Raw genomic sequence first — 25,869 nt, 5'->3', positions numbered from 1 at the left:
CCTTATTAGCCTGTAGATCCAACTTAAACTTTCTGCAACCAACCAAACTTATCTTCAGCATTACCCCATTGAATATCATTCAACGCTTGACGAAGTTTTAAAGTAGTCGCGCCAGCTTCACCATTACCTACAGTAACTTCTTGTCCATTGTGAATCAATGTACCAACGGGTGTTAGCACCGCAGCAGTACCAGAAAGAGCTGCTTCTGTACCTGGCTTTTTCGCCCTTTCAATCAGTTCCGTCACGGTAAAATCTCGTTCACTAACAGTCATACCAATATCACGAGCAATCGTTAAAATTGAATCACGAGTAATGCCATGTAAAAAAGAAGTATTTAATGCTTTGGTAATAATTTCGTTACCATCAATTAAAATAAAGTTAGCTGCTCCCGTTTCTTGTACATCACCGTTAGGACAAAAAAGTACTTGGTCTGCATTATATTCTTTTTGCGCACGAATAATTGGTCCTAAGGCACTGGCATAATTACCACCACTTTTAACCATACCCATATGAGGAGAACTACGCATATCTTTTTCTTCTAAAAGAAGTCTTAATGTTTTGGCGCCACCAGAAAAATAATCACCTACAGGTGATAACAGTACATACAAAAGTGATGTATTAGAACTACCCGCAGCTTTACCAATACTTGCCTCTGTACCAATATGGGTTGGACGAATATACATAGAGCCTGGTGGACTGGGCACATCATCGGCATACAGTTTAACAATCTGGGTAATCATTTCACTAAGTTGATCTGGGTTAATTTCAGGCAAAAATAATAAATGACTACTCTGAGACATCCGCTGGACATTGGCATTCATACGGAAAATATTGATACTACCATCTTCATGCTTGAATGCTTTTAACCCTTCAAAGCATGTGCTTGAATAATGTAAAACATGAGTACCTGGATGCAATTCCAATTTATTGGATGAAACGATACTTGAAGGAGTCCACGAATCATTCTCGTATTTTGCTAGTGCCATTTTAGGCATAAAAACTGTTCCAAATGCGGCCATTACTTATCTCTACTTTGTGTGATGCAATTATAGCTAGCAGCGACATAAGCTGCTGACTGCGCTAAATTCATGAAATGTTATTCAGTAGGTAAAGTATAAACCACCTAGATTGCGAATCAAAAGCTAAATAACGATTAGTTTTATTGCAACCCATTTATTTTTGACTTAAATATAGTTGTTATTTTCTCAAACTACAGACTCTGTATTAAGCTCAGGAAAATTATAGTTCACACTGAAAATGACTATCAACAATTGTAGCCGTAACGGCTTTCATTTTTTCCTGAGTGGATTTACTTACCGAAATACTTTCAATGTAAGGTAAATCATTCGCCGATTGTCTGGTTATTACTTGATAAAATATATAAGCAGTCAACAATGCTCCATCTAAATTAGAATGATTTCCATCTGCTGCATATAATTCAATATTAGGGTATTGTGCAATAAATGCATCCCAAACCAAACCGACAGGTGCAACACACGCCAACTCTCTCGATGCAATATATAAGTGTAGTTCGTAAACCCGTGAACCTTCCTCAAAATTTCCTCTACGCGGCCATTCAGGAAACAATACAGGCGTTGCACTTTGAGTTTTCACTCGACGAATCCATTCTTCCGTAGCGTCAGTTGGATACCAATATTGTCCGGTTGATGAATATTTTTGAGCTTGCAATATAACATGGCTCCAAGCTCGCGCTGCTAAATATTTTTGAGTGGTACTATCATTGAGTTTTTCATCTAAAAATCCCCAACCAGGAGATGCTAGTGAGTTAACACTTTTTTCAGATTGTCCCGTTTTGATTAATGTCGCAACCAAGCTGGGTAACCCATTCACTGAACTATGACTATTACCAATAAAAAGCAATTCGTAATCAGCCTCTTCAAGTTCATCTAAATTAATCTCTACAGGTTGGCTTAAATGAACACCTGTATTTTCACTCTCATTGCTACTCTTCTCATTAATGCTACAGGCCGACAAAAACGTCAGCAAAAGAGCCAGTTTAAATTGGTAACAATATGCCGGATTGATTTTCATATTTGTATTTCCTTTAGGCCATAATTTTTTATTAAAAAGTATGCCCAACAGAATATTCAAGTTAGAGAAAATAAGCCTCCAGATTCCTTCTTTTTTATCTCCTGAAAACCTCCTTTTACCAATATAATTAAAATAACCTGCTGTTTTATATCAAATTAATGACTATGACTAGTTTTATGATTTATTGCTTAATATACTCACTAAGACACTGTGCCGGTATTGGGTGTAATGCGGTAAATACTTCAAGACTTGCCACTTCATTATCAGCATAATCAAAACCAGGTGAAACAGCTTCACTGATAAGCCCATATTCACCAGAGCACAATTGAGAAGCCTTCCAATAACCACCTTTGACGATTAGTTGAGGACGTTCACCTTGGCTAATATCAGGCCCTAATATTTTCTCTACTATTTTACCTTCTGGGGTCACAATCATGTACTTGATTGGTGAACCTAAATGATAAAAATGAATAATATCTGATTTATTTCTATGTAAGTATCCAATTGGATTATCGTTAGTGAGCATGTAATAAATCGATGTTAATAATTTTCTTTCAGAGTTACATTCTCCAATATTTAGTTCAGACTCATAGGTTCGTTTAAAGTAACCACCTTCTGATAGATGCAACTCTAACTTTAATTTTTCTATAATTTCTTCTTTAGTCATAGTCACGACCAATTAATGTTTGTTACTAAAATAATCAAAACGGCAATCTAATAGTGCGGCTTCTTTTCTTAAATAAGTTTGCCATTATCTGGTCAATTTAACCGACACTTGTGAGTTAAAAGCTGACAAAATGTTTATTGAATCCTTTTTTATCATTGGTACAGATATTGCCATATGTTAGCCAAAATTCACAATAAAAGGAAAAAATCATTAAAAAAATTTAATCTGTCTCTACTAATAAAAACTTAATTTTTTATTTAATAAAAGCCGACAATATTTTTTCCGCAGTCATCTGCATTATTTTACTATCTCTTTCGTGAGCGGTAGTCACAATAATTAGATCAAGTTCATCAATTAGAATAATATATTGACCACCTCCTCCTTGTATCGAACGCGTGAAATAATTTTTCTGACCCACTTTCATATCAGCCTGCCAAAAATAATAACCATAACCGGGATTAGAGACATTATCTCCAGTAAAAAAGATATCATCATTACGAAGGTGAACTATTTTATTGGTTGCTTTAGTAATAAATGCAGATGGTATCAATTGTTCACCCTTCCATTTACCTTTATTCATTACCAATGTTCCCCACTTAAGCATATTTCGCGATGTCATGCTTGATGAGTAAGGTGCCATTGGTAGCCCACTCACATCATCCTCCCATTGATATTCGATGATTCCCATTTTGTCGAGCAGCTCTTTTTTAATAAAATCTTTGGCTGTGCCAGGACCAGGCACCACAGCGTTAAGTACTTGCATCATCAATGTTGGATCGATACTTTGATATTTAAAGTGCTGAGATTCAGCGGTAATAGGAAGCGTATTTTCAAGAAAAGTTTGGACCTGACCTGTCCCTTTAAGTTGTTCAGGATTTTTATCAAACGCTTTCATTTGATCCCCGCTGATTCGTACTCCCGATTGCATGGTTAATGCCATATGCAAGGTGATCGCTTCAGTACCTTTAACAAACTTTGTTGCATCTAAATCTTTAAAAAAACTCACCAACGGTCTATCCAAGTCAGCCATTGTTAAATACCCTAACTGAATTGCTCGTCCAACTGCCAGGCTGACATAAGATTTAGTGGCTGATGCTTGCATATGTGGTAGATTGGCACGACCTCGCAAATAATAAGATTCAAATAACAACTTCCCTTTTTGAGCAATCAGTAAACTATCAACAAGGCCATATTTTTTTTCAGTAATAGCCTGAGCCAACTTAATAATTTTATCTTTATTGCCGCCATTTGTACCTAATTGCCCCACCGATATCCCATCTTTTCTTCTATCAGGTGTTGTATCAATAAAGGCGTTTTTAAGGTAAGGCATATCCCAAAATGAAACCTTGCGATCCTCAGCTGAAACTTCGGGGGCATTAGTCGTTTTATCAGCACTAATAGCAAAGCTGCTAAAACTACTGAATAGTGCAATAGCAATTAAACTTTTTAAGCTACGTTTTAAATCGTCATTAAGATTTATTTTCATCATGTTTCCTATAACGTTGTTGCTCAACAACATCACCCTTTAATAAAGTGACATAATCTAAAAAAACAAAATTAAATTATTAGAGATAAAAATACTTGAAGTTCTACTGACGTCTTGCTGAATTCTTGCTGGTTTTAAAAATAATACTTATTTATCAATTAGTTAAAAGATAGTATTTAGCTACCATTAAGTCTTATGATAAGATACCTTCTCTCATTTAAACTCACTATTGAGAATCAGATAACTTCAATTAATCACTGTAAACTAGAGGCTATATGTCAGAACAATATTGGGTCGGTGGCTTCTTTATCGATTTATCCAGAAATCAAATCACTCAAAATAAACAATCTCAAACTATAGCTCCTAAAGCTTTGGCAGTCCTCACCTACCTAGCTAAACATCAGGGTAAGGTCGTCAGTCACGACACTTTATTAGATAAAGTCTGGCAAAAAACGACGGTATCGCCTAACACACTTCAAAAAAGTATCGCCCAATTAAGAAAAGCGCTTGGTGACAGTGGCAATGTTTATATCAAGACTCATGCTAAACAAGGCTATAGCCTTGAGTGTGATGTTCGCTGGCATCATGAAAACGATATTGAAGCTTCGTCGGCTCAAATAAACGAAAATGAAATAGCCACTTCTAATATTGATCACACAGCAGCTAAAAAACCGTTGAAAGCCTCTTTAGGTATCGTATCTATCATTGCCTTCATCACTATTCTGGGGGGTATTGGTTTTAATCTTACAACTCCTAAGCAACCCACAAAATTATCTATTGAAAAAATACGTGCACTAACAGCAACTGACAATAAAGAATTTTCAGGTATCTATTCACCTGATGGCCAATATGTCGTTTTCCATCGCTACTCAGCAGAGTTTTGTATTAATCATATTTGGGCAAAAAATACCAAAACACAGCAAGAGTTTCAGCTAACAAAACACTTAGGTGCCTATGGCAGTCATAGTTTTTCAAAAGATGGTAAAAATCTGGTCTTTATTCAATCCGGCAGTTGCAACCAGCCAATTAATCAAAAGCAATGTTATAAGCTGATGACATTAGACTTTAACCGTGCACTCAACTCTCCACAATCTCCACGTGAATTGATGGAGTGCAAAAACTCAATCATTCAATCCCCTCAGTGGTTAAATAATAACAATATCTCTTTATTACAAAAGTATTCAGATAGTTGGAAATTAATCAGTTATTCAATCAATGAAAACAAAAGCAAAATGATTTATACCATTGATAATGGCAACATCATTGATTATGACTATTCCGCTACTGACAACTTGATTGCCCTTACCAGTATTCGTAATGATGGACACCTTTATATTGAAATACTCAAACCCGAAGGCCAACTTATTTCAAGTCATCGCATAAATTACCCAGAAGAAATCGCTCAGTTTAGATTTATCTACCCTAACTTTTCTCCGTTAGATGAACAACTCATTTTTAGTACAGGTAAACAGCTTTTTGCATTGTCTTATAACGGTCAGGTAACCAATATTAGTTTGCCGCTAGATGGTCCTATGAGCTCGCCGATATTTCATCCTAATGGTCAACAAATGCTGGTCATTAAAGGCCACTATGATAGTGACATTATTGCAGTAACACTACCAGAAACTGAGCAGGCATCAACTGTTCAAAAGTTAAATTATTCAGTACTTGAACGTTCAATCGTTGGCGAAGACAAAGCTATATTCCAGCCTAATGGCGATTTAATCGCCTACAAGTCAGAGCGTTCTGGCGAAGAGCAAATTTGGTTAACCGATGGCAAAAGTTCACAGCAAATTAGCCATTTTCCTATAGATGCTTATATAGTTGGAATGAATTGGGCCGCAGATGGCCAAAGCATTTTAGCCAATGCTATTCATGAGTTAACTCAAGTATTTTTGGATGGCAATGAGAAATCTTTTTCTTTAGATCATCCCGTTGAAAGTTTGTTTCAATGGGATAGCGATAATCAAACCGCTTTAGTCAATATGCGAATTAAAGGGAAGTTAAAATTTGCCAAACTCGATTTAACCAATTCCCAAATTCAATTGATTAATAACAAGATAGTTAACTGGACACAAAAAAGTGAGACTGGTCAGCTAATCTACACGGATCATATGGATAGATTTTGGAAACCTGGACCAGCGGAAGATCAGCTTATTGAAGCGCTTGATGGCCAAGGAAGCGATAAACGTTTTGTGATAAGAAATAATGTTATATTCGGGGTTAATAAAGGTTTTCAATTATGGTCCTATGCACTAGACGATGATAAGTTTGAAATACTCGGAAAACTGCCGGACAACTTAAATTATGTTACCGACGTTAACCAATCACAGCTATTAGCTTCTGTTCGAATTTCATCGAAAAAAGAAGTCGTTGAGCTTATTGTAAAAGAATAGTGTTGCTGGGTTATTAACCCAGCCTATTTCTCTATGGATAATAATTCAACCATTTTAGAAGTACCTTTGTATTTTGCTAAGTCTAAGGCACTATCTCCATTTTTATTTTTTACACTAACATCAATCCCCTTTTGAATAAGATGTTTTATTGTTTTCTCTTTCCATTCATTTGGAAGAAAAGAAGAAATAGTTGTTATTAGTAAAGTATCTCCATATTCATTTGTATAATTAGTATTTATATTTTTAGATAATAAAAAGTCAGCTATTTTTATTTTCTCTTCTTTTTCCTTTTGTCTTTCTAATTTACTCTTACTTTCACCACTAATCATATTTGGAGAGGAAATACTGACAGAAACCACACAGTCGAACAAATAGGCATTATTCATTGAGGAACTATAGTCCAATGACTTTAAATCTAACTTTCCTTGTTTTGCTTTGTTACATTGCTTTTTTAAAAAGCTTTGTTTTGGATTAGACTCAGCAACAGAGCTAATACACCCAAAAACATTAGAGACTACATAAACAAAAAAAAGACATTTAAGGTAAATATTCATAATAGCTTCCTTTATCTGGTACTAGTCGGTGCGGTAGGCTTCCAGAGGGCCAGTGCCCTATTTTATCCTTATATTGTTGAGAGCTAATCCATTTTTTATTAAATTGGACTTCTATGCTTGCACCACTTTTTGCGCCATAAACTTTAAGGTTAAAAAATTTAGCAAACGCTTTGGCTATGCTAGGCTTAGGTTTATTGAACTCATTAAACGCGCGCCAATAATAAGCTTCTGAGTTATCTTTAGGATCAACTACCCCATTGTCACTATATACCCATCCATCTATACCTGAATTGCATCCCCATATTTTTATAAATGATTTTTTTGAAAATTTTTTCTGTAACAATGCTTTTTGTTTTATCAAAGCACCGCTTACAAAGTCATCAGTTTGTATAGCTCCGGTTTCTGTTCGAACAACTTCATGATAAGTGACTTTTCGCCTATTTTTTTCTGCCATTCTCCATAATGCTATTCTATTAGATGCTATACTTGTATCTTTATAACCAAGAAAAATCCCAGCTCCTATTGAATGAGAAAAAATATGAAGTTCTGCAATCTCTTCTTTAGCACCAACCGACTTTATTAGATTAAAAAAAGCAATATCACGATTTACATGTTGAACTATTACTTTTTTATATTTTTTACTCAATTCTTCTTTTAAATTATCTGAAAATATCTTAAAACTGCCCAACTCCCCTGCATCTCCATAAACAATAATTGCAATTTTCTCCATTGCTCCCTCTCTTTATTAGATAAATATGTATCAAGGCATTATTTTATAATTCTTAGGTTGATTATGTGACTTTATTCACACAAATTAAATATTGTATAATCATTTGATTATTATAAACACACCTAAACCTGTATTGAAAATTCCGTGCTTTTAAGTTCGCAATACCATCTCTCTAAACCACCTCCAACCTAAACCTTAATTAAGTTTGTAGGTTGGGTTACTAACCCAACACGATGTTGAGATCTAGCCATGTGTCTCACCGAATACACCATCGATATCAATGTGTTCACCCCAATCTTTTGAATATATTCCTTTCTCAACATCACGATGAAAGGATGAATAAGGCCAATCAATTACATTATCCACGTAACCATGTTTCACGGGATTGTAATAAACATAATTCATATGTTGAATATAATCTGCTTCATCACGAATTTGATGTTCCCAAAAACGACGCTGCCAGATACCTCGTTCTGATTTATTCATTCTGGATTGGTCAATTTTTTCTGTTTTTAACAATGATTTTGAAAACCAAGTTTTAATTAACCGCCAACGGGTTGAAAAGTCTGCATCATTTTTTGGTAATGTCCAAATAGCGTGTAAGTGCACTGGTAAAATCACAATAGCATCAATGATAAAAGGAAATTTTTTATTTACCTTTTTAAAAGCTGATCTTAATTCATCAATGTTTTCAATCAATAGGCTTTTATTCCTTTCCGCTAGGTTAACGGTAAAGAAATAGGTACCGCCTTTTGTGTTTGCGCGTCGATATTGCAAATTTTAATTCCTTTTATTTTAATCCATTTTTGTTTTTAATTTAAATATTGTTGTTGGGTTATTAACCCAACCTACGGGCTTAATCATCTCCACCAACTTCAAACACTATCGACATTGAATTACTTCTCAAAAAGAAATAATCATAATGTAACGAATATTCCATTAATCCCTTTTTTCTTATAAGTACATTTGTTGACCTTATAATATGAGAATGGCTTTTCTAACTACGAAAGAAAGTGTTTAGTTAAATCAATGATTTTAGTTCCCTTGATGATTCCAAGTTGCGCAATGTTAAACCATTTCTCAATAGAGTTAAGTAATTCTTCGTCAGTTTTAAAAGGCTCACTATATGCATAATTTATGTCGTATGCTTTTCGCTCATTTAAATCTTCTTTAAAAAATTGAGCTATTTCCTCTTCAACTTGAGAAAATTGCTTCAATCGGTATACCTCAATAAATAACTGAAAGTCACCCAAGTGTTTACATATTTCTACCAGAACGTTACTAGCTTCATTATTAAATTGTTCAACATTCACTTCGTTATATTGTCTATTTTATTTACATTACGGCCAAGAGCAGACATTTATTTAGATGATGCCAATATGTAATAAGTACCACGCCCAACACCTTTGGCCCGGATCAAATTTAGTCGGGTCAGCTTTTCAAAATCTAGCTTGCGTGATGCCAAACTACGATCAGATATGGCTCCATATTCACGCTGCGTGATACTTCCTTTTTCTAAAATATAGTCCAAGATTTGTTGATGATGAGTTTCTATTCTTGGTTTTGTACTTGGTTCTTCTGGTAGCAATTTTATAATGCGACGTAACTCATCTAATATGCCTTCTGAAAAATATTCCAACCATGTTGAAAAATCAATATTATCTTTCAGATCATAATAATCCCCTTCCAAACCAACCGCTTTAAAATAACGTGTGATATTACGGTTGTAGTAGTCTTCAAAGCTAAATATTTCAAATAGATCAAGTCCAGCGTTACCCAATATAGCAGTTGTTAATAGCCGTGTTGTTCGGCCATTGCCATCTATAAAAGGATGAATAATGACATTTTGACGATGAAAAATACCAGCAAGAATAACAGGCTCAATTTTTCCAATGTTTTGATTGATAAAATCCATCAGCAATTGAGTCAATTGTTTTACATCTTTTGCATCTGGCGGGATAAAAACAATCTCATCGACTTTACGTGGATTGCGAATAATAACGGGGTCTTGGCGTAGGGCTCCACAATAAGAGGGATTATCCATTAAGCCATCCACTACTTGTGCTTGAACTTTCTCCAATGTTTTGACCGTGAGTTTAAAGCGATTGTTGCGGACAGATTGATACAGAACTTGCAAAGCTTTATTGTAATTGAGTACTTCACGTTCGGTATCACGAATAGTTTCTTTACGGCTTTTCAGCAATCGCTTTACATCGGTCAGCGGCAGTGGATTACCTTCTATACTGGTAGAGGCATAAGATGACAGCTCTCTGGCATTTAACTCTAATTTTGATAAAGCAGTATGAGTAAGATGCTGAGCTCTAATTTCACCAATAGACTCTCCAATCTCACGAATAGTTAGGAGAAGTTTATTGCTAATAGTGTATTTAGGTTGCCATTTCATAGCCTTAAATTAGCCGATAACTAGCCGTAAATCAAGGGTTATTTAGCCATAAATTAGCCTTAAGTTGGCCTAAATTAGCGGTATGTTAACTCTACTCTCAAAAAAAACCTAATCAACCTATTGATTTAACCGGAGGATTCATCATGAACGAAATTTGTACTCTCAACATTAAACCATGGAACAAGGGAAAACTAATCGGACATATCACCACTAGACAATATGCGCGTATTGTAAAAGATTGGGTAGAGGAAATTGGCCTTGATCCGTTTGATTATGGTACTCATTCGATGAGGCGAACGAAAGCCACATTAATTTACCGACGCACAAAAAACTTACGAGCTATTCAACTACTTTTAGGTCACACAAAACTCGAAAGTACGGATCGTTATCTCGGCATTGAAGTTGATAACGCGCTGGAATTATCTGAGCAAACAGATTGTTAAAGCGATGTTAGTTTGTAGGTTGGGTTACTAACCCAACATGATGTTAAGCTCTAACCATGTGTCTCACCGAATACACCATCGATATCAATGTGTTCGCCCCAATTTTTTGAATATACTCCTTTCTCAACATCACGATGAAAGGATGAATAAGGCCAATCAATTACATTATCCACGTAACCATGTTTCACGGGATTGTAATACACATAATTCATATGTCGATTATAATCTGTTTCGTCACGTATTTGATGTTCCCAAAAACGACGTTGCCAGACACCTCGTTCTGATTTATTCATTCGAGAAGTATTAATATGTTCGGTCTTTAACAATGATTTTGAAAACCAAGTTTTAATTAACCGCCAACGGGTTGAAAAATCTGCATCATTTTTTGGTAATGTCCAAATTGTATGTAAATGCTCTGGTAAAATAACAATAGCATCAATGATAAAGGGAAACTTCACGTTTACCTTTTTAAATGCCAATCTTAGATCATCAATGTGTTCAATCAATAGTCTTTTATTCCTTTCCGCTAAATTAACGGTAAAGAAATAAGTACCACCTTTTGTGTTTGAGCGTCGATATTGCAAATTTTAATTCCTTTTATTTTTGTCCATTTTGGTTTTTAATTTGAGTATTGTTGTTGGGTTATTAACCCAACCTACGGGCTTTCAACTTCACTTCTATCTTGCGAAAAAACGGTAGCCAAATCTGTTGTAATATATAAGCCCGTTAATCTCGACTTTTCAATCGCCTGTTTAATATTTTCTTGACAATAAAGATGAAAATAAAAGTCATAATCCGTACGAAAAACTGCATATTCTTTTACATCACTTTCGATAAAACCAATACTTAAAATTTCATCCCATTCATTTTTAAAAGTCACTTCTTTATTAGGTTCTGCAACTTGTAATGGAGTAAAAAAATATCCACTTCCATTTTCATGAATAACAGGTAAAAACTCACCATCATTTTTAATTAAAGACTCTAAAACAGCATAAGCTTTTTCACTTAAAAATAAACGTCCTTCAAGCACAGATAAATCAGGAATTTTTAGTTTTTCATCTGCTTTTTTCAATGGTGAAAAAGTCAATAACAATGGTTCATTAACTATATCTTTATAGCTTTGTGGTATACAGCTCATATCAATACGTTTATTTAACGTCTCATTACTAATTTCGCCAAAAATTCTGACTATTTGTTCTCTATTAAAGCCAAATTGACGATAGTTAGCGACATCACTTATAAGATTATATAACATACTTAAGTCCTGTTTTCGGCATTACATTAGGTGGTACAGCACCACTTTGTAATGCATTCCGAATCATTTTTAATTTAGTTAGTAACTGTGCTGTTGTATTAATCATGCCAGGCCTTATACGAGCAAACAACCATTGATAATAGTAAGTATGGTGTATTCGACAATGAGGCACACCATTACGTAAATAGTTTGGCATGTATTTTCTATCTTCCCAATCTCTAGGTAACCAACAACCATTATGGGGATCATCAATACGAACTTTAAGCCAGGCTAAAATAGCTCGAATTTGAATTGCTTCTCGATGTCCACCGGATACAATTGCATGGCAATCGCAGCGTAAAGAAGGTCGAGGCTCACCAGCTAATGTCATATGCCTAGCTAGACGAGATGATTTATGTTTTTCCTTTTCAAGTTGTTCATTTGACATCTTCATAGCTTCAATACGATATCTATCAAGCTTATCGTACATTTCGCCTTTAACGCCTACCGCTGAAAAATCTGCCATAGTCGGCTTGTCTATTTTAGCAAAATCTGCAAGTAAGCGTTCAACATGACTTAATTGAGGAGTAATATCTGGAAACATAAATATTCCTTAATTTATATAAATGATATTTATGCTAATTATCATCTATTTATTATTCAAGGAACAAGTTCTTATTTGATATAAAAAGTAGAGCTTTCACATCTCATAAACGATTTTAAATCAATTAATTATAAGGCCCGTTTTACTCATTGTTCGAATTTACGAGCCTTATCAAATTCTCGAACAGATTCAGCATCCAACCTATCCTCTTCTTCTACCTTCTCAAGAAAAAACTTATATGCTTCTGGAGATATAACTACTCCCAAGAGTTCACTCCCATTTTCAATAATTCCTATGTCTTCGTCAATGGCATGCTCTTCAAGAAGTAGAGCTTTGAATTGCCTTCCTACATTTTCTAGCTTTATTTCTCTCGTGGAGCTTTCTTTTATAATTTAGTCCTGTTGTTGTACTATTAATCCAACTTAATTTTTAGATAATATTCTCAAATATCATCACGCATTTAGTAGTGAAATTATAATGAAAAAATTTAATCGCGAAGAAATTCGTAAAAAAATAGAAGAAGCTGAAAAAGAGATGATCAAAAAAGGGCAGTGTCCTGATTGCCTTGGCGAAGCTATTGATAAAGCCGACGAAGAATCTGGCGAAGGTCGCAGAGGCATTCTTGCCGGCCCAAAAAATGAAGTGGATCATTATAGAATATTACGTGAAATCAGGAAGGATGATTCTGATGGAGAGTGAACGGGAAAAAATGCGAGAAGATATCAGAAAGCGAATTGATAAAGTTGATAAAGAAGCAATGAATGACTCTCAACGAATGGCGAAAAAGCTGAAAAACTTACACTCAAGTATTCAGCTAGATCTTAAAAAATTAAGTAAATAATAAAACTGGGTAGGTTGGGTTACTAACCCAACATGATGTTAAGATCTAACCATGTGTCTCACCAAATACACCATCGATATCAATGTGTTCGCCCCAATTTTTTGAATATATTCCTTTCTCAACATCACGATGAAAGGATGAATAAGGCCAATCAATTACATTATCCACGTAACATGTTTCACGGGATTGTAATAGACATAATTCATATGTTGAATATAATCTGCTTCATCACGAATTTGATGTTCCCAAAAACGACGCTGCCAGATACCTCGTTCTGATTTATTCATTCTGGATTGGTCAATTTTTTCTGTTTTTAACAATGATTTTGAAAACCAAGTTTTAATTAACCGCCAACGGGTTGAAAAGTCTGCATCATTTTTTGGTAATGTCCAAATAGCGTGTAAGTGCTCTGGTAAAATCACAATAGCATCAATGATAAAAGGGAATTTTTTGTTTACCTTTTTAAAAGCTGATCTTAATTTATCAATATGATCAACCAATAGACTTTTATTTCTCTCTGCTAGGTTAACGGTAAAGAAATAGGTACCGCCTTTTGTGTTTGCGCGTCGATATTGCAAATTTTAATTCCTTTTATTTTAATCCATTTTTTTTTTAATTTGAGTATTGTTGTTGGGTTATTAACCCAACAAGCTAGCTACTTATCAAAACAAATTAGCTGCTGTTTCTTTTCAGCTTTTTTAAGACAATTAACAATATCGATCACTTCTTTTGCCGTTTTACCATCCAATTTCATCAAGCCAAAGTTCGACTCAGTACCATACCACCCAAGCGAGGCATTAAATTTCTCAGCATTGGGTGCACTCAAATTCGAGGTTATTTGATCGATATTGGTGAAACTAGTAGCAGAATCATACTTTATTGTTGGACCGCCCTCTGGCAAGGTATTTTCAAGAACAGCTTGAGAGGGTTGCTCTTCCAGAGAACAACCAACAACAACAATGGAAAGAAGCATTACAAGAATAATATTTTTCATGTCAACCTCACACTACCGGCCAAAACCAAACATCCGCCTTTGAATAGTGACGACCACCACGAACGCTAAATTCAAACCAAGTTCTAAATTTGGTTAACCGACTGCCATTCCACAAATCAATGTGATCACCTTGCTCTCCTGGGCCATAATAATCCTTGAAAAAGATAATACCTTTTTTGCCATTGATATCCTGAAAACCGTTAACCCCCTTAAATTCAAAACGTTGCTTAAAAGGAGAAAATGGACCTTTTAGCCAATTGGCCAACTCTTCAGCCCTAAGAATGTGGGCTGGTTTATGGCCATGCCAACACTTAGCGCCTTTAAACGTATCAAGCTTTACACCTGACTTTTGTAAGCTAACGCCCATTCGAATGGCACACTGGTTATCAAATATTCGTTTTCCATTTTTAGTACAAGGTGCATCGTCTGAAAATATGGATGCGTCGATCGTTGGGTGATTTTCCCATAATTTTTCAAACTTCATTGTTCTCCCCAATTTTAAGCTTTAATCATGTTTACCTTTTTAAAAGCTGATCTTAATTCATCAATGTGTTCAATCAATAGGCTTTTATTTCTCTCTGCTAAATTAACGGTAAAGAAATAAGTGCCACCCGCGTCGATATTTCAAGTTATTAATTCCTTTTATTTTTTGTCCATTTTTATTTTTAATTTGAGCATTGTTGTTGGGTTATTAACCCAACGGGCTAATTTATTAGTTATTATATCTATCTGGACTTGGGTTATTTTTAATATCGTTTATAGCTTCCAATAATCTTATAGTTGCATCACCATCAAGTTTTTCTTCGGTGTAGCGAACTTCATATAATCCTTGTAAGTTTGAAGGTAGTCTCACCCCATTTTTTACAAGCAGAATAAACCTTCGTCCATAGAGAGCCATCGCTGCACCAATTTCAATCAAAACGTTTTCATTGACTAGATTGAATTCGTTTGCTTCTTCATCGATTAACTTTTTCTCTGTATCTACATGAATAATTGCAGCTCCGCAACTTCTCATATCATCCATAACCTTATCGGCACAGGCTTAGAGACAGACTGCTTTTCCACCGAGACAACAGGAATCATTTCACCAAATCCTAATAATTTTTTTATCGGCTCAATAAAAGCCTTATTTTTTCCATGGGTTATAAAAACTTTTCTTGATCTTCCATCATCGCTTTTGGATTTTCTACTTTGTTCTGCAGTTTGCTCAAAATCTATGTATTCTGCACCATTTTCATATGCTTCACTATCCACATTTTCATCGTTGGAGACAGACGTTTTTTCAGTTTCAGGTGCGATAGAGTTTAGGTGAATATATTTTTTTCCCTTGATAGTTTCTATAAACCCCATTGATTGTGCGCTTTCCTCAATTCTTCTGCGAACATCTTCAGCCTGATCATCAGGAACACCCATACTAATAAGCACATTTCTTGCTATGTCATCACGTGGAAACGTATGCGTATCATATTTATTAAGAAACTCACCAAAAATTCTAGGTTTTAAAATAGCTTCTTTTCTTGCTGCTAGATCAGCTCCTTCATCAAGTGGACGTAAAATAGTCTTTGCAAGTTCAGTGATTGAAATGGAAGAAGACTGTGCTCCTCCTTCTGTCAGCCCAAAGGCTATAGCAGAGCCTGTTATTACTTTCATTTGACTACCCTTAGGATCAAGGTCAATCGCCTTAGCTACGTTAAAAGGCGTAGTAGCTTCTCCAGCATATTGCTCCAAGATTGCTTTGGGAACTCTGAGCGCTTCATCCAGAGAAGTACGAGGGACATCTGATTGTTTTAGGTAGCTTCTTTTTTTGACTGCCATTGTATTTTCCTGTTATAAAATTGCGTTTGAAGAATAATAGTTATAAAATTATGAATAACTCTCATGGCTCAACTAATGTTTCTTTGCTATACGCCACAATCAATTATGTTTATATCAATGCATGTCACATTGTTTCCATACCTAAGAACATCCTTAACCTCTCCTGCTTTGAGTCGTAAACAGACATTCTCGATCAAACTTAAACGCAATATCAGGTTAAAAACTCAATCATTTTAATACTTACATTTAGCTCAATTTTCTCCACGAACTAAACGACATCAATTTTTTAGTCAATTGATTAAAACAAAATGAATGATATTTTTTATTCAAGAAAACACAGAACACATCAAAAGAGAAAATAACAACAACGCAGAGAACACTGCATAGGCACATTGCTATCATCATTTCCAAACTTCCAACAACATCACCACGTTAATCCTAATCCTTCTGCGGTTTCTTAATTGACTGAATTAATTTTTATACGTTTTAAAAACTTAATTATACCCACTGATTACACTCACCAATGGAATATTAATATTTTATTGTTAGTTAGGCATCAAAACTTAAAACAAAAATAACACCCTGAAATAAAAAGTCAATCATTAACATTGACTAAAATCAAGAAAGCTCCCAATTACTCAAATCACCGCCGCATACGCCCGACTAATGATTTGCACATCATCCACCGCACGATGCAATTGATACTTCCCCTGCTTAGCTATTTCACTTTTTCTCACTTTAAATAACATCATTTGTGCATCATTCATTAAATCGAATAACGAATAAATATGAAACGCTCTTTCTTGATTAACCGCTAAATAAAGCGTGTCTATCCAATCATTATCCCAATAAACCGCATCACTATAAATTTCACCTGCGCCTTGTAAAAACTCATTCAATTCAACCGCCACCTGTATAGCACTCACTCCCTCGTGCTGTAACTGCTCCCTAGAAATACCATGCATACTTTCAGCGGTATCACACCAATAACGCCAATGATCTTCTGGCTTAATCAACCAAGATTTCAACTCACCATTAACGGACACAGCTATCTCAATAGGATATGAATCAAAATGCAATCCACTGGCTTCAATATCTATAATATTAATATTGGTCATAAGAAAAATGTGAATTACCCTTACAACACTGATGACTAAGGCCAAGCAACACTATACTTAACACACTGCTTATTTTTACTTTCAAGACACTCACCTAAACCCGAAATATATTGCTCAACTTGCTCACCATAAATAACTAATGGTGTTATTCGATTCAATAACTGTATCGACTCATTCGTCTTTTGATCAACAACCAAGAAACCATACCACTTTCTTTCTATGGTTAAATTATCAGAAAAAGAGATTTGATTAATTGTTATTGGTCCAATATCAGTGCTAATAGCATTGATATTAGATGAAAAGGTTAATGAGTAACTACTAATAAAAACACAGATAAAGCCAGCAATAATACCCAAAGAAAGCAGCCTACTTTTCTGCTTAAAGACAAAAAAAGCACTTAATAGTACAAATACTAGCAATAAAATAACTTGATATAAAAAAGGGATCGCATAAACACGATTAAGAGCACCAAAACCTTCTAAATGCTGATTTAAATATACCGATAAAAGAGAAATAGCTAAAAAACAAATAGCTAATATAATTAGGACTAAAGTTGGTATACTTGTTTTTTTAAACATTTTTAATTCTCAGATATTAACACTTGATTAATCATGCTATCTCAATGTTGTTGGGCTATTAATCCAACAAATTACAAACTTACCAATATTGACCAAAACCTATACTTTATTTCTAACTTGAAACGCTTTTCTTTTCTCAACCGCCATTGGCGTAATTTTACTTTCTAATTCTTTCTCCCAACCTAACAGAAAATAAACTTCCGCCATTAAAAAAATCGGACCAATAAAAAGCTGATTCAAATCATCAACAAATGCAGGCTTGGCTTTTTCATAATAATGACCGATAAACTGAATCACCCAGCCAATAACAAACACACCAATAGCAATAAATAACGCATATTCAAAAGCCGCTACAATTTTTGCTGAGTAGAGAACGGGTACAATAAAAAGGAATAAACCAATCGCTAAACGCCAGTGAAGTACTATGTAATATAAAAAGACAACTGCAAAAAAGATAAAAGCCAAGCTGATAGAAAAATAATAATCAAACAATGAAACAGGCCAACTAACAAGACTCATTAACAACGCAATAGACCATATAATCATAGGCACACCCAAAAAGTGTGTCCTGACATTTTTTGGGTTTAAATGCACAGATTTATAAGTTGATAACTGCTCTGCGATATTTTTCATAATGACTTCTCTATTTTAACTGAGCAAGTCTGCTCTAAGTTGGCAGATCGACTTTAAGTAGGTAAGCCGACTTAACAAGCCAAGTTTGCGAACTAACAAAACAATAAGAATAATATCACATTAGTCCAATTGGACTAGGCACAGGCAGCAATCGCCTTAATAACACTTTGCGCACTTTCTTTAGAATAACCGCCACCACCGAGCATAACGGTTGGAATAGATCGTTTTTCGAGTGCCTGCAAAGTTAACTTTTCACGTGCCACAACATCATCAATGGTTAAACACAAACCACCCAGTTTATCACTCATTAAAACATCGGTTCCCGCCACCACAAAAGCTAAGCGATAATCATCATCTAACTTTTCTAAAGCTTCAGCGTAAGCTTTTAAATAGGTTTCACCTTCTGTTCCTGGTGGAAGTGGCGCTGCAATGTTCACCCGATCTCGTGTATAACCAGAGGTTGGATAAATACCTGCGTTATATACATCTAAAAGAGTAACCCGATCGTTCTCCATAAAAGTATAAGCATTCCCATTACCGTGGTGGGCATCGGTATCAATAATTAAAATTTTATCTTCGGGTAGCAATAATCCCTGTTTTAGTAATTGTTGATAACCAATACCAATATCATTATAAATACAAAACCCTTCCATATTTTGTTGCATGGCATGATGATAACCACCTGAGATATTCCAATAAAGGCCACCATTTTTTAAAGCCTGATCAGCCGCTAAAAGCGTACCAGCTACTCCCCAACGCATGGGTGAAAGTATTTTGCGATCTAAAAGGGAGAAGCTAACAAACGGTATTTTGGGGATTTCTAACGCCTGAAAAATACCATTTTTATTCCTTACTCGATGGCGCATTATACTCGATAAAAACTCATCGATTATTTCCATACTCACCGATTCTTCTGGCGCTAAAAACTTAACCTGATTATTGGTTTGTAGTGCTTTGTGGATAGTCTGAAACTTAGTGCCATCAAAAGGATGTAAATAATTTAATAGTCCCAGACTAATATTATAATTTTGGCTATAAATTACATTCATGTAATATCCTTGTGTGTCGCCAACTCTCTGGCATACCGTAATATCTCATTTGGTGTCCAAATACCTCGTCCCAAAACTTTACCTAATCGTCCGTATGCATGAGCGGTTGGATAAAAACTGGGGGCCTTATCACAGGCTACTTTTAGGCATTCAGCAACAACATTTGAGCAATTATATTTTGCAAGTTGATATCTAGGCGTATTCGACATTAGATCTGCAATAAACCTTGATAGTTTTTCATCATTAATACGAGGAATTGTGATCGTAATCGGCTGACGATTACCTTCAGCCTGAACATCTTCGTGCAATGCATTCATAAATTGACCAGGGTGACTTCTTTTAATTTTTAAATCTTTCTTACCTGCATCATCTTCTGGCCAGAAGCTAACATAGTTTGCACCAAACGATAGCGAGGCGTGACCAACCATATTACCGTGAAGTAACCATACATGGACGTTTAACAAAGTGCTCTCCTTTTCATATTTTTGATCTTTATTATGCATTCAACATTTAAGTAGAAACTATTGGGATCAGTTTCAGTAAAATCAACTGATTGAGACAAACACTGCTTCCTATTTAGTACTAAATCTCCAAAAACATAGTTTCAACAGACAAATTCAAACGCTTGTTTAAATTTTAATATATCCTGCTATAATCGAGACATTGTAACAATAGATCCAAATCTCAATTTTATAATTGTCGTTAGTACATCAATGTAAGCTAAACTAGGCGACAATCGATTTTCAACTAATGGAGCAACCCATGAATTACGACGGTCAATCACTTCGCTGTCAAATGCTGGATAACGGTATTGCCGAAGTCATTTTTGATAATAAGAATGAGTCAGTCAATAAGTTCGATAATGCAACACTCAAAGAATGGAAGGCGGTTATCGATTTGCTCAATGCCACCGATGGCGTGCGCGGCGCAATTGCCACCAGCCCTAAACCGGTATTTATTGTCGGTGCAGACATTACTGAATTTTTAGGTATGTTTGCCAATCCCAGAGAGCAAATGATTCAGTGGTGTACCGAAGCTGGTGCGATTTTTTCTGGCTTTGAGGCACTACCTTTTCCTACGGTTGCAGTGATCAATGGTTTTGCATTGGGCGGCGGCTTTGAAATGGCGCTTACTTGTGATTTTCGAGTCGCCGCTGCAACTGCACGAGTTGGTTTACCCGAAACTCAGCTTGGTCTTATTCCTGGTTTTGGTGGCACTATCAGACTACCAAGACTGATTGGTTCTGATAATGCAATTGAATGGATTGCAATGGCTAAAACTCACAAACCTGAAGATGCACTCAAAGTGGGTGCAATTGATGCGGTCACATCGCCAGAAGCCCTCAGAGAAGTTGCGCTACAAATGGCAGAAGATGCCGCAACAGGCAAGCTTGACTGGAAAGCGCGTCGTGAAGAAAAACAAGCACCATTAAAACTCAACAAGCTTGAAAGCACTATGGCTTTTACCACGGCAAAAGGTATGGTGGGCGCCAAAGCATTACCGCATTATCCTGCACCAATGGAAGCCATTCGTGTCATTGAAACCACTGCGCAAATGCCGGCCCAAGAAGCACTCAAAGAAGAGCATGAAGGTTTCACTACGGTTTGCCAGACCTCTCAAGCCAGTGCCATGGTACAAATTTTCTTGAATGATCAATTGCTCAAGAAAAAAGCCAAAATTGCTGCCAAAACGGCTAATAAGCAGGTGGAATCTGCCGCGGTACTTGGTGCAGGAATTATGGGCGGAGGCATTGCTTACCAGTCTGCCAGCAAAGGCATTCCAGTGGTGATGAAAGATATTAATACCGCCGCTTTAGATCTGGGTATGAACGAAGCAATTAAAATTTTAAATAAGGGCGTTCAATTAGGAAAAGTGACCCCGGAAAAAATGGCTAAAGTGGTTGCGAGTATTACACCCACATTAGAATATTCAACCGTTAAACAGGCAGATTTGGTTGTTGAAGCAGTGGTTGAAAATCCTAAAGTGAAAGATACCGTACTACAAGAAGTTGAAAGCGTTTTATCTGAAGATGCTATTTTAACCTCTAACACTTCAACCATTTCAATTGATTTGTTAGCCGCTAACTTAAAACGACCAGAGCAATTTTGTGGCATGCACTTTTTTAACCCAGTGCATAAGATGCCTTTAGTTGAAGTCATTAAAGGCAGTAAAACCTCAGAAGATACCATTGCAACAACCGTCGCTTATGCGACCGCAATGGGTAAATCAGCGGTGGTGGTTAAAGACTGCCCCGGCTTTTATGTAAACCGTGTGCTTTTTCCTTATTTCAGAGCCTTTAGCCAGTTATTAAATGACGGTGCAGATTTCCGTCAAATTGATAAGGTTATGGCTGGATTTGGTTGGCCAATGGGACCCGCTTATTTGCTTGATGTTGTCGGCATTGATACGGCTTATCATTGTGTTGATGTGTTGGCTTCGGGTTATCCTGATCGTATGAGTGCACTGGCTGATGATCCGGTTGAAAAACTCTTTACCGATAAAAAATATGGACAAAAATCCGGTAGTGGCTTTTATGTTTATGAAAAAGATAAAAAAGGTAAACCCACTAAAGTGGTCGACGAATCTGTTTTTAATTTAATTGGTGCACCCAATAAAAAATTTGATCAACAAGAAATTATTGATCGCATGATGTTACCCTTTATTTTTGAAGTGGTTCGTTGTCTGGATGAAAAGATTGTTGATACTGCTGCCGAATGTGACATGGCATTAATCTACGGTTTAGGTTTTCCTCCATTCAGAGGCGGCGCATTAAAATACGCTGACGAACTCGGCATCAATCATATGATACAAACTGCGGAAAAATATGCGCATTTAGGGGCTGGTTATCAGGTTCCTGAAATGCTAAAAACCATGGTCGCAGAAAACAAAACATTTTACACCGCTTAACTATCGCTAAAATATTGGGAGAAATAACAATGAAAGATGTCGTCGTCGTAGATGCTATCAGAACCCCGATGGGACGTTCAAAAGGCGGTATGTTTAGAAATATTCGTGCCGAGGTAATGAGTGCCAAGTTGATGCAAGCATTGCTTGATCGCAACCCAGCACTTGATGCAAACGAAATTGAAGATGTGATTTGGGGTTGTGTGCAACAAACTTTAGAGCAAGGTTTTAATGTGGCCAGAACCTCAATGTTAATGACTAATATACCCCACAGTGTGCCCGGTCAAACAATCAATCGTTTATGTGGCTCTTCAATGCAAGCGATTCATTCAGCAACACAAGCAATTCAAACTAATCATGGTGACGTGTTTTTAGTAGGTGGCGTTGAACACATGGGACATGTGCCAATGATGCATGGCGTTGATCTGGCACCACAAATTTCAAAATATTCAGCCAAAGGATCCGGCATGATGGGACTTACCGCTGAGTTGCTTGGAAAGCTACATAACATTGATCGAAAAACACAAGATGAGTTTGCCATGCGTTCACATCACAAAGCCCATGCAGCCACCACCTCTGGCGCTTTTGCCGCAGAAATTATTCCAATGGAAGGTCATGATGCTAACGGCGCACTCACCACATTTAATTATGATGAAGTGATTCGACCTGAAACCAGCATGGAAGGACTGGGGAATTTACGCCCTGTCTTTGATCCGCGCGGAACAGTGACAGCTGGAAATGCATCTGCTATTTCTGATGGTGCATCAGCCATGTTAATTATGAGTGCCGATAAAGCCAAAGAACTTGGACTGACTCCTTTAGCAAAAATTCGTGCTATGGGTGTTGCCGGTTGTGATCCGGCCATTATGGGTTATGGCCCAGTACCAGCCGTTCAAAAGACATTAAAACGTGCAGGGCTCACCGTTAACGATATTGATCTTTGGGAACTCAACGAAGCCTTTGCCGCACAAGCACTTCCGGTATTAAAAGATTTAGAAATCCTTGACGATATGGAAGACAAAGTGAATTTAAATGGTGGTGCAATTGCTTTAGGTCATCCACTCGGTTGCTCGGGTGCACGCATTAGTGGAACTTTACTCCGTTTAATGGAAAGTAAAAATGCCACCTTAGGTGTTGCCACCATGTGCATTGGTTCAGGGCAAGGTATCGCAACAGTGTTTGAACGCGTTTAAGCTTCTCTCTATAACTTTTATTAACAACATAACACCTAAAGACAATTATTAATTGTCTTTAGGTGTTATGAATTTCATACAGTTTTTTGCTGAACTAAATCTGTCACCTTCAAAAAGCTTGATTTTTATTTTCCAAGTTATATTTTACTTATTCTAACATTCAATATTTGAAACTTAAAAAATAATCGGCAAAATTAACTATTCAATTTTCATGTACGTACTATAATGCGCTAGCTTTATTAAATTATCTATAATAAAGAGCCTTGTTTTTTAAGAATATTGATTCTTCTTAATGATATCTTTATGTAGGCTAAAAAATAATTTTTAAATAAAAATAAATTCTCACAAGGAGATATATTAATGAAAAACCTTAAACGTGCATTAAGCTGTGCGGCACTATTTGCGAGTCTTAATATTTGTGCAGCTGAGTGGAGTTATAAAGGCAATACTGGTCCTAAGTTTTGGGGAGATCTTTCACCTGAATATACAGCATGTAAGTCGGGTGTGGAGCAGTCACCAATTGATCTAGGAACTTTTGCTCAAACGGATAAGAGTTTAACAAAATTAAAACATCAATTTAAACCTGTCCCATTGACCGTTGTTAATAATGGTCATACTATTCAAGTCAATACTGATAAAAATAGTTTTACTAAAACCGAATTTGGAAAACAAAAGTTATTACAATTTCACTTTCACTCTCCAAGTGAAAACACCTTAAACGGTAAGCATTTTCCACTCGAAGTCCATTTTGTTCATACCGACGATAAAGGCATTTTAAGTGTTGTTGGCGTTTTTTATAAAGAAGGAGATAAAAACCCAGCATTAGCAAAAATATTAAACGTTGCTCCAGATCATAAAGGAACCAACTCAAGTGAAGGGAATATGATTGATCCAAACAATGTGTTAGGTAGTAAAAAAACAAAAACCTATTTTCGTTTTAGTGGTTCATTAACAACCCCACCCTGCACAGAAGGTGTTCGATGGTATGTTTCTAAAAACATTCAATCGGTTTCGGCAGCACAAATTGGCAAGTTTAAGCACTTATTTCATGGTGGAAACTCTCGCCCAGTTCAAAAATTGAATGCTCGAACTTTACGAACAACTAAAAAATAGTTAATAAAACTAAAGTAGCTTTATTAACTACTTTAGTTTTCAATATTTGCTTATCAGTACTTAGCTAACCTAAGAATAACCGCTAATGGAAATAACAACCGAACCAATTCGTTGCTCTGTTTCAACTCTTTCATGTGCTTGTCTTGCTTCTTCCATTGTGAAAACTTTATCGACAACAGCCTCTATTTGATCGGCTTCAATCATTGCTTTCAGTAAGTATAATTCCTCTTCCTTTTCTCCCGCAAAGGCAAAAAAAACTTTTTTATCGGTTAATAAAGGTGTGATGACAGAACGTAACATATCAGAAAACCTTGGGTTTCCCATTAAATAACGTCCTTTTCTATTAAGTGTTTTTATACATTGTGTGTATGAACTATGAGCAACCATATCAAAGATCACATCATATTTTTGATCTTTATCGGCAAATGACTCTTTGTTGTAATCAATAAAGTGATCGGCACCTATTCGACGTAGCATATTTTCTTTAATGGCACTATCAACCGCTGTCACTTCGCCACCCATTGTTTTTGCAATTTGTACTGCAAACAAACCAATACTGCCACCAGCACCATTAATTAATACTTTTTCACCACTTTGAATATTGGCTTTTTTTAAAAAATGAAGTGCATTGAGCCCCCCTAAAGGAACTGCAGCAGCTTGTTGATAATTCATATTATCTGGTAGAGCGATCATTGTATTATCAATTGAAGAGCAAATATATTCAGCATAAGCCCCCATAGATAGTCCTGTCACACCAAAAACTTTATCTCCTTGATTAAACTTTGTAACCTCCTTGCCAACTTGCTCGATCTCACCAGAAAAATATCCACCAAGAATCGTTCTTTTCGGTCGTCTAACTCCCATGACCATGCGCAAAGGTAACCAAAACCATTTAACGGGGAATTTAAAACTACGTAGTTCACAATCGGCTTTTGTGACCTCTACAGCATGAACTTTAATTAAAACTTCATTGTTACCAGGTATTGGCTTAGCCACTTGCTTAACTTGCAATACTTCAGGTGTCCCATATTTTGTATGTACAATTGCTTTCATCACTTTCC

The 25,869-nt window shown here is 36.0% G+C and carries 29 protein-coding genes and 1 pseudogene; 7 read left to right on the top strand and 23 right to left on the bottom strand.

The features are described from left to right. Positions 1 to 23: 23 nt before the first annotated feature. From ACT5E3_RS00880 to ACT5E3_RS00865, 4 genes are all read right to left on the bottom strand, one after another. Complete coding sequence (locus ACT5E3_RS00880) at positions 24 to 1,019, bottom strand: branched-chain amino acid aminotransferase (RefSeq protein ID WP_444996435.1); 996 nt, start codon at positions 1,017 to 1,019, stop codon at positions 24 to 26. 220 nt (positions 1,020 to 1,239) lie between these two features. Then, a complete protein-coding gene (locus tag ACT5E3_RS00875; protein ID WP_444996434.1) occupies positions 1,240 to 2,052 on the bottom strand; it encodes a hypothetical protein in 813 nt (270 codons plus the stop codon). Positions 2,053 to 2,233: 181 nt separating this feature from the next. After that, complete coding sequence (locus ACT5E3_RS00870) at positions 2,234 to 2,719, bottom strand: cupin domain-containing protein (protein WP_444996433.1); 486 nt, start codon at positions 2,717 to 2,719, stop codon at positions 2,234 to 2,236. 253 nt (positions 2,720 to 2,972) lie between these two features. Continuing rightward, positions 2,973 to 4,208, bottom strand: coding sequence for a serine hydrolase domain-containing protein (locus ACT5E3_RS00865; RefSeq protein ID WP_444996432.1), 1,236 nt, complete (start codon positions 4,206 to 4,208; stop codon positions 2,973 to 2,975). Between the two features lie 272 nt (positions 4,209 to 4,480). Here ACT5E3_RS00865 and ACT5E3_RS00860 point away from each other — a divergent pair, with 272 nt between their 5' ends. Continuing rightward, positions 4,481 to 6,601 carry a winged helix-turn-helix domain-containing protein gene (locus ACT5E3_RS00860; protein ID WP_444996431.1) on the top strand — a complete coding sequence of 707 codons (2,121 nt, stop codon included), beginning with the start codon at positions 4,481 to 4,483 and terminating at the stop codon, positions 6,599 to 6,601. A gap of 23 nt (positions 6,602 to 6,624) precedes the next feature. On the opposite strand, the gene ACT5E3_RS00855 is transcribed toward ACT5E3_RS00860, so the two are convergent. The 5 genes from ACT5E3_RS00855 to ACT5E3_RS00835 all read right to left on the bottom strand — a co-directional run bounded on the left by ACT5E3_RS00855 (position 6,625) and on the right by ACT5E3_RS00835 (position 10,289). Further along, positions 6,625 to 7,155 (bottom strand): hypothetical protein, encoded by a 531-nt coding sequence (locus ACT5E3_RS00855; RefSeq protein ID WP_444996430.1) that lies wholly within the window; start codon positions 7,153 to 7,155, stop codon positions 6,625 to 6,627. After that, positions 7,139 to 7,885 carry a hypothetical protein gene (locus tag ACT5E3_RS00850; RefSeq protein ID WP_444996429.1) on the bottom strand — a complete coding sequence of 249 codons (747 nt, stop codon included), beginning with the start codon at positions 7,883 to 7,885 and terminating at the stop codon, positions 7,139 to 7,141. Before ACT5E3_RS00850 ends, ACT5E3_RS00855 begins: the two co-directional genes overlap by 17 nt. A gap of 243 nt (positions 7,886 to 8,128) precedes the next feature. Continuing rightward, the gene (locus tag ACT5E3_RS00845) at positions 8,129 to 8,662 is read right to left on the bottom strand and encodes an REP-associated tyrosine transposase (protein ID WP_444996428.1); all 534 of its coding nucleotides are present in this window, start codon (positions 8,660 to 8,662) and stop codon (positions 8,129 to 8,131) included. 224 nt (positions 8,663 to 8,886) lie between these two features. Beyond that, the gene (locus ACT5E3_RS00840; protein WP_444996427.1) at positions 8,887 to 9,198 is read right to left on the bottom strand and encodes a hypothetical protein; all 312 of its coding nucleotides are present in this window, start codon (positions 9,196 to 9,198) and stop codon (positions 8,887 to 8,889) included. A gap of 47 nt (positions 9,199 to 9,245) precedes the next feature. Further along, positions 9,246 to 10,289, bottom strand: coding sequence for a Fic family protein (locus ACT5E3_RS00835; RefSeq protein ID WP_444996426.1), 1,044 nt, complete (start codon positions 10,287 to 10,289; stop codon positions 9,246 to 9,248). A 143-nt stretch (positions 10,290 to 10,432) separates the two neighbouring features. Between ACT5E3_RS00835 and ACT5E3_RS00830 the strand changes: the two genes are divergently transcribed. Continuing rightward, positions 10,433 to 10,732: a tyrosine-type recombinase/integrase gene (locus ACT5E3_RS00830; RefSeq protein WP_444996425.1), complete on the top strand. Its 300-nt coding sequence runs from the start codon at positions 10,433 to 10,435 to the stop codon at positions 10,730 to 10,732. A 50-nt stretch (positions 10,733 to 10,782) separates the two neighbouring features. On the opposite strand, the gene ACT5E3_RS00825 is transcribed toward ACT5E3_RS00830, so the two are convergent. From ACT5E3_RS00825 to ACT5E3_RS00815, 3 genes are all read right to left on the bottom strand, one after another. Continuing rightward, entirely contained in the window at positions 10,783 to 11,316 is a 534-nt protein-coding gene (locus tag ACT5E3_RS00825) for an REP-associated tyrosine transposase (protein ID WP_444996424.1), read from the bottom strand. 71 nt (positions 11,317 to 11,387) lie between these two features. Continuing rightward, on the bottom strand, positions 11,388 to 11,987 hold the full coding sequence (locus ACT5E3_RS00820) for a hypothetical protein (RefSeq protein ID WP_444996423.1): 600 nt from the start codon (positions 11,985 to 11,987) through the stop codon (positions 11,388 to 11,390). Beyond that, entirely contained in the window at positions 11,977 to 12,570 is a 594-nt protein-coding gene (locus ACT5E3_RS00815) for an AHH domain-containing protein (protein ID WP_444996422.1), read from the bottom strand. Before ACT5E3_RS00815 ends, ACT5E3_RS00820 begins: the two co-directional genes overlap by 11 nt. Before the next feature lie 477 nt (positions 12,571 to 13,047). Here ACT5E3_RS00815 and ACT5E3_RS00810 point away from each other — a divergent pair, with 477 nt between their 5' ends. Together ACT5E3_RS00810 and ACT5E3_RS00805 are read left to right on the top strand one after the other, a co-directional pair. Further along, the gene (locus ACT5E3_RS00810) at positions 13,048 to 13,269 is read left to right on the top strand and encodes a hypothetical protein (RefSeq protein WP_444996421.1); all 222 of its coding nucleotides are present in this window, start codon (positions 13,048 to 13,050) and stop codon (positions 13,267 to 13,269) included. Then, positions 13,259 to 13,411, top strand: coding sequence for a hypothetical protein (locus ACT5E3_RS00805; RefSeq protein ID WP_444996420.1), 153 nt, complete (start codon positions 13,259 to 13,261; stop codon positions 13,409 to 13,411). Before ACT5E3_RS00810 ends, ACT5E3_RS00805 begins: the two co-directional genes overlap by 11 nt. 45 nt (positions 13,412 to 13,456) lie before the next feature. On the opposite strand, the pseudogene ACT5E3_RS00800 reads toward ACT5E3_RS00805, so the two are convergent. From ACT5E3_RS00800 to ACT5E3_RS00755, 10 genes and pseudogenes are all read right to left on the bottom strand, one after another. Then, a pseudogene (locus ACT5E3_RS00800) lies at positions 13,457 to 13,989 on the bottom strand (REP-associated tyrosine transposase). A gap of 77 nt (positions 13,990 to 14,066) precedes the next feature. After that, positions 14,067 to 14,405, bottom strand: coding sequence for a hypothetical protein (locus ACT5E3_RS00795; protein WP_444996419.1), 339 nt, complete (start codon positions 14,403 to 14,405; stop codon positions 14,067 to 14,069). A gap of 7 nt (positions 14,406 to 14,412) precedes the next feature. Beyond that, positions 14,413 to 14,889, bottom strand: a complete 477-nt coding sequence (locus ACT5E3_RS00790; protein WP_444996418.1) for a type VI secretion system amidase effector protein Tae4 — start codon at positions 14,887 to 14,889, stop codon at positions 14,413 to 14,415. Between the two features lie 228 nt (positions 14,890 to 15,117). Next, on the bottom strand, positions 15,118 to 15,420 hold the full coding sequence (locus ACT5E3_RS00785) for a TIR domain-containing protein (protein ID WP_444996417.1): 303 nt from the start codon (positions 15,418 to 15,420) through the stop codon (positions 15,118 to 15,120). After that, the gene (locus ACT5E3_RS00780) at positions 15,417 to 16,220 is read right to left on the bottom strand and encodes a hypothetical protein (RefSeq protein ID WP_444996416.1); all 804 of its coding nucleotides are present in this window, start codon (positions 16,218 to 16,220) and stop codon (positions 15,417 to 15,419) included. Before ACT5E3_RS00780 ends, ACT5E3_RS00785 begins: the two co-directional genes overlap by 4 nt. Before the next feature lie 638 nt (positions 16,221 to 16,858). Continuing rightward, complete coding sequence (locus ACT5E3_RS00775; protein WP_444996415.1) at positions 16,859 to 17,338, bottom strand: hypothetical protein; 480 nt, start codon at positions 17,336 to 17,338, stop codon at positions 16,859 to 16,861. A 35-nt stretch (positions 17,339 to 17,373) separates the two neighbouring features. Continuing rightward, positions 17,374 to 17,916 (bottom strand): hypothetical protein, encoded by a 543-nt coding sequence (locus ACT5E3_RS00770; protein WP_444996414.1) that lies wholly within the window; start codon positions 17,914 to 17,916, stop codon positions 17,374 to 17,376. A gap of 99 nt (positions 17,917 to 18,015) precedes the next feature. Continuing rightward, entirely contained in the window at positions 18,016 to 18,549 is a 534-nt protein-coding gene (locus ACT5E3_RS00765; protein ID WP_444996413.1) for an Mpo1 family 2-hydroxy fatty acid dioxygenase, read from the bottom strand. Between the two features lie 134 nt (positions 18,550 to 18,683). After that, positions 18,684 to 19,598, bottom strand: a complete 915-nt coding sequence (locus ACT5E3_RS00760) for a histone deacetylase family protein (protein WP_444996412.1) — start codon at positions 19,596 to 19,598, stop codon at positions 18,684 to 18,686. Next, the gene (locus tag ACT5E3_RS00755) at positions 19,595 to 20,062 is read right to left on the bottom strand and encodes a hypothetical protein (RefSeq protein ID WP_444996411.1); all 468 of its coding nucleotides are present in this window, start codon (positions 20,060 to 20,062) and stop codon (positions 19,595 to 19,597) included. The genes ACT5E3_RS00760 and ACT5E3_RS00755 overlap by 4 nt, the downstream gene beginning before the upstream one ends. 298 nt (positions 20,063 to 20,360) lie before the next feature. On the opposite strand from ACT5E3_RS00755, the gene fadB reads away from it, so the two are divergent. The 3 genes from fadB (at position 20,361) to ACT5E3_RS00740 (ending at position 24,808) form a co-directional block, all read left to right on the top strand. Then, positions 20,361 to 22,505, top strand: a complete 2,145-nt coding sequence (gene fadB, locus ACT5E3_RS00750) for a fatty acid oxidation complex subunit alpha FadB (protein WP_444996410.1) — start codon at positions 20,361 to 20,363, stop codon at positions 22,503 to 22,505. Between the two features lie 29 nt (positions 22,506 to 22,534). Next, positions 22,535 to 23,695, top strand: a complete 1,161-nt coding sequence (gene fadA / locus ACT5E3_RS00745; protein ID WP_444996409.1) for an acetyl-CoA C-acyltransferase FadA — start codon at positions 22,535 to 22,537, stop codon at positions 23,693 to 23,695. A 360-nt stretch (positions 23,696 to 24,055) separates the two neighbouring features. Further along, the gene (locus tag ACT5E3_RS00740) at positions 24,056 to 24,808 is read left to right on the top strand and encodes a carbonic anhydrase (RefSeq protein WP_444996408.1); all 753 of its coding nucleotides are present in this window, start codon (positions 24,056 to 24,058) and stop codon (positions 24,806 to 24,808) included. A gap of 69 nt (positions 24,809 to 24,877) precedes the next feature. Here the strand turns inward: ACT5E3_RS00740 and ACT5E3_RS00735 are convergent, their stop codons facing one another. Beyond that, positions 24,878 to 25,861, bottom strand: coding sequence for an NAD(P)-dependent alcohol dehydrogenase (locus ACT5E3_RS00735; RefSeq protein WP_444996407.1), 984 nt, complete (start codon positions 25,859 to 25,861; stop codon positions 24,878 to 24,880). Between the last annotated feature and the right edge of the window lie 8 nt (positions 25,862 to 25,869).

It is taken from the genome of Aliikangiella litoralis, assembly GCF_052495765.1.
The sequence above is the reverse complement of the archived record's forward strand: the minus strand, read 5'-3'. Positions and strand labels throughout refer to the sequence as shown.

Bases quoted from the DNA above. Each gene is read 5' to 3' on its own strand.
- ACT5E3_RS00880 (WP_444996435.1), bottom strand. From the start codon at position 1,019: ATGGCCGCATTTGGAACAGTTTTTATGCCTAAAATGGCACTAGCAAAA.
- ACT5E3_RS00875 (WP_444996434.1), bottom strand. From the start codon at position 2,052: ATGAAAATCAATCCGGCATATTGTTACCAATTTAAACTGGCTCTTTTG.
- ACT5E3_RS00870 (WP_444996433.1), bottom strand. From the start codon at position 2,719: ATGACTAAAGAAGAAATTATAGAAAAATTAAAGTTAGAGTTGCATCTA.
- ACT5E3_RS00865 (WP_444996432.1), bottom strand. From the start codon at position 4,208: ATGATGAAAATAAATCTTAATGACGATTTAAAACGTAGCTTAAAAAGT.
- ACT5E3_RS00860 (WP_444996431.1), top strand. From the start codon at position 4,481: ATGTCAGAACAATATTGGGTCGGTGGCTTCTTTATCGATTTATCCAGA.
- ACT5E3_RS00855 (WP_444996430.1), bottom strand. From the start codon at position 7,155: ATGAATATTTACCTTAAATGTCTTTTTTTTGTTTATGTAGTCTCTAAT.
- ACT5E3_RS00850 (WP_444996429.1), bottom strand. From the start codon at position 7,885: ATGGAGAAAATTGCAATTATTGTTTATGGAGATGCAGGGGAGTTGGGC.
- ACT5E3_RS00835 (WP_444996426.1), bottom strand. From the start codon at position 10,289: ATGAAATGGCAACCTAAATACACTATTAGCAATAAACTTCTCCTAACT.
- ACT5E3_RS00830 (WP_444996425.1), top strand. From the start codon at position 10,433: ATGAACGAAATTTGTACTCTCAACATTAAACCATGGAACAAGGGAAAA.
- ACT5E3_RS00820 (WP_444996423.1), bottom strand. From the start codon at position 11,987: ATGTTATATAATCTTATAAGTGATGTCGCTAACTATCGTCAATTTGGC.
- ACT5E3_RS00815 (WP_444996422.1), bottom strand. From the start codon at position 12,570: ATGTTTCCAGATATTACTCCTCAATTAAGTCATGTTGAACGCTTACTT.
- ACT5E3_RS00810 (WP_444996421.1), top strand. From the start codon at position 13,048: ATGAAAAAATTTAATCGCGAAGAAATTCGTAAAAAAATAGAAGAAGCT.
- ACT5E3_RS00805 (WP_444996420.1), top strand. From the start codon at position 13,259: ATGGAGAGTGAACGGGAAAAAATGCGAGAAGATATCAGAAAGCGAATT.
- ACT5E3_RS00795 (WP_444996419.1), bottom strand. From the start codon at position 14,405: ATGAAAAATATTATTCTTGTAATGCTTCTTTCCATTGTTGTTGTTGGT.
- ACT5E3_RS00790 (WP_444996418.1), bottom strand. From the start codon at position 14,889: ATGAAGTTTGAAAAATTATGGGAAAATCACCCAACGATCGACGCATCC.
- ACT5E3_RS00785 (WP_444996417.1), bottom strand. From the start codon at position 15,420: ATGAGAAGTTGCGGAGCTGCAATTATTCATGTAGATACAGAGAAAAAG.
- ACT5E3_RS00780 (WP_444996416.1), bottom strand. From the start codon at position 16,220: ATGGCAGTCAAAAAAAGAAGCTACCTAAAACAATCAGATGTCCCTCGT.
- ACT5E3_RS00775 (WP_444996415.1), bottom strand. From the start codon at position 17,338: ATGACCAATATTAATATTATAGATATTGAAGCCAGTGGATTGCATTTT.
- ACT5E3_RS00770 (WP_444996414.1), bottom strand. From the start codon at position 17,916: ATGTTTAAAAAAACAAGTATACCAACTTTAGTCCTAATTATATTAGCT.
- ACT5E3_RS00765 (WP_444996413.1), bottom strand. From the start codon at position 18,549: ATGAAAAATATCGCAGAGCAGTTATCAACTTATAAATCTGTGCATTTA.
- ACT5E3_RS00760 (WP_444996412.1), bottom strand. From the start codon at position 19,598: ATGAATGTAATTTATAGCCAAAATTATAATATTAGTCTGGGACTATTA.
- fadB (WP_444996410.1), top strand. From the start codon at position 20,361: ATGAATTACGACGGTCAATCACTTCGCTGTCAAATGCTGGATAACGGT.
- fadA (WP_444996409.1), top strand. From the start codon at position 22,535: ATGAAAGATGTCGTCGTCGTAGATGCTATCAGAACCCCGATGGGACGT.
- ACT5E3_RS00740 (WP_444996408.1), top strand. From the start codon at position 24,056: ATGAAAAACCTTAAACGTGCATTAAGCTGTGCGGCACTATTTGCGAGT.
- ACT5E3_RS00735 (WP_444996407.1), bottom strand. From the start codon at position 25,861: ATGAAAGCAATTGTACATACAAAATATGGGACACCTGAAGTATTGCAA.